The 2,397-nt window shown below is 67.7% G+C and carries 2 protein-coding genes; both read right to left on the bottom strand.

The annotated features are described in order from the left end of the window. On the bottom strand, positions 1-1,145 hold a 1,145-nt coding region (locus AC1VAN_RS18670), incomplete at its 3' end, for a TadA family conjugal transfer-associated ATPase (RefSeq protein WP_480986425.1). After that, positions 1,130-2,386, bottom strand: a complete 1,257-nt coding sequence (locus AC1VAN_RS18665) for a CpaE/TadZ family protein (RefSeq protein WP_480986426.1) — start codon at positions 2,384-2,386, stop codon at positions 1,130-1,132. The genes AC1VAN_RS18665 and AC1VAN_RS18670, both read right to left, overlap by 16 nt. Between the last annotated feature and the right edge of the window lie 11 nt (positions 2,387-2,397).

Here is a 2,397-nt window from a genome sequence, read left to right as displayed (position 1 = left end):
CCGCTGCCCAGGCGCGAGATCTGCACGATGAAGTCGATGGCACTGGCGATCTGCCGGCGCAGGCTGTCTTCGCTGCCCTGGAAACCGGCGAAGCCGGCCAGCATCTCGATGCGGTACAGGCAGTCGCGCGGTGAATTGGCGTGGATGGTGGCCATCGATCCGTCATGGCCGGTGTTCATCGCCTGCAGCATCTCCAGCACCTCGGCGCCACGCACTTCGCCGACCACGATGCGGTCCGGGCGCATGCGCAGGCTGTTGCGCACCAAGTCGCGGATGCTGACCGCGCCCTGGCCTTCGGCGCCACCGATGCGGCTCTCCAGGCGCACCACATGCGGGTGGTTGAGCGAGAGCTCGGCGGTGTCTTCCACGGTGATGACGCGTTCGTTGGCCGGCACATAGCTGGCCAGCGCATTGAGCAGCGAGGTCTTGCCCGAGCTGGTGCCACCTGACACCAGGATGTTGCAGCGGCCCAGCACCATCGCCTTCAGCAGCGCCTGCATCGGCGCATCGAAGGTGCCCTTCGCCAGCAGTTCGTCGGGGGTGAACGGATCCTTGCGGAACTTGCGGATGGACACCATCGGCCCGTCCACCGCCAGTGGCGAGATGATCGCGTTGAGGCGGCCACCATTGGGCAGGCGTGCATCGACCATCGGATTGGAATCATCCAGGCGGCGGCCGAGCGGGGCGATGATGCGGCGCAGGATGCGCAGCAGGTGGGTGTCATCGGTGAAGCGCTGAGGTGCGCGTTTGAGCTGCCCGCCCTGGGAGACATGCACATCCTTGAAGCCATTGATCAGGATGTCTTCGATGGTGGGGTCATGCAGCAGGTCATCGAGCGGGCCGAAACCGGTCAGCTCCTTGACCAGGCCTTCGGCCACCACCTGCATTTCTTCTTCGTTGATGGGGATGCGCCATTCCTGGATGAAACTGACCGTCTGCACTTCCACCCAGCGGGCGATGGTGTCGGGGGCCCAGGAATCGATGTCGATGCGCTCGTCTTCGATGCTGTTGAGCAGATGCTCGTGCGCGGCCGACAGCACCTTCTGGTACTGCTCGGTCTGTGCGAACGGCAGGCTGCCCGGTGCATGCTCCGGCACCGTGCTGCGGGCGACAACGTGCGGGAACGGGGTCACTTTGTCTTCCATTGCGATCCACCCAGGGCAAGGGCAAGTCTTTCCCGCAGGCCGTGCGCCTGGACCGGGCAGGCAGCCGGATCCAGGCGTTGCACCAGCGGGGCGAGGGCACGCAGGTACGGGTCGCGCGGCGCATCCTGCAGCAGCAGATGGCCATGGCTGGCGGAGGCGCGTACCCGCGACCGCTCGGGCAGGGTGGCCAGCAGCGGCAGCTCGAAGCGGCGCGCGATCTGTTCGGGGCTCATGCCACTGTTGTCGTCGTGGCGGTTGATCACCAGCTGCAGTCGCTTCTCGCGCTCGCGCTGGCCGGAAAGGTGCTTCAGGGCGTGATCCAGCGACACCAGGGTGGCGATCGATGCGTCGGCCACCAGCCAGATTTCATCGGCCTGGTCCAGCAGCAGCGGCGGCAGCTGCCGCAGCGGGCAGCCGCCGGCATCGCACAGTACGCTGGAAAACACGCCGCGCAGTCGTTGCAGCAGCGCACCAGGATCGGAGGGCGGCAGTGCGTCGCTGCCGCTGGCACGGTCGAGCAGGACCAGTCCGCTGGTGTGCCGGGCCATCGCCGTGCGGGCCAGGGTGGCATCGATGCGGCTGGCATTGCGCAGCGCGTCTTCGTAGTGGAAGCGGCTGTCCAGGTTGAGGTACAGGGCGAGGTCGCCGGCCGGCTGCGCCAGCTCCATCAGCAGCCCGTCCTGCACGGCGGCATCGCCCTGGGCCAGGGTGCGGGTCTGCTGTGCGAGCACCGACAGGTGTGCGGCCAACGTGCTGGTGCCGACGCCGGCGCGCACGCCCAGCAGCACGATCAGGCGCGCCTTGTGCGCCTGCTGTGCGCTTGCGGCGGGGCGCGGTGACAAAGCGCGACGCAGGGCGGCTTCGATGCCGGTGTTGTCACTGTCCAGGTCCAGTACATCGCGCAGGCCGGCGCGCAGCGCCATCACCACGCCTTCCACCTGGCCGGCGCTGGTGGCGCCCACGGCCACCAGAGTCAATTCGGGTTGGGTCTGCTGCAGCTGCTGCGCCRGTACCGTCGATGCCGAGGCATGCTCCGGGCGGAAGTCCAGCAGTACCAGGTTCTGCGGGCCACGCTGCAGGTCCTGGGCCGAGGTCGGCTCGCTGCTGTCCTGCCAGTGCAGTGCCGTGGCCGGCGGCAGCTTGGCAGCCAGGCGCGGCAGCAGTTCACGGTCGATCCCGTACAGGACCAGGTTCATCGGTGGTCCTTGCGGGTGCAGCGGCAGGGCAGTGGCGTAGGGCATGGGCGTAGTAC

The sequence above is a fragment of the Stenotrophomonas sp. 05L44_2 genome, from assembly GCF_056665995.1.
The sequence above is the reverse complement of the archived record's forward strand: the minus strand, read 5'-3'. Positions and strand labels throughout refer to the sequence as shown.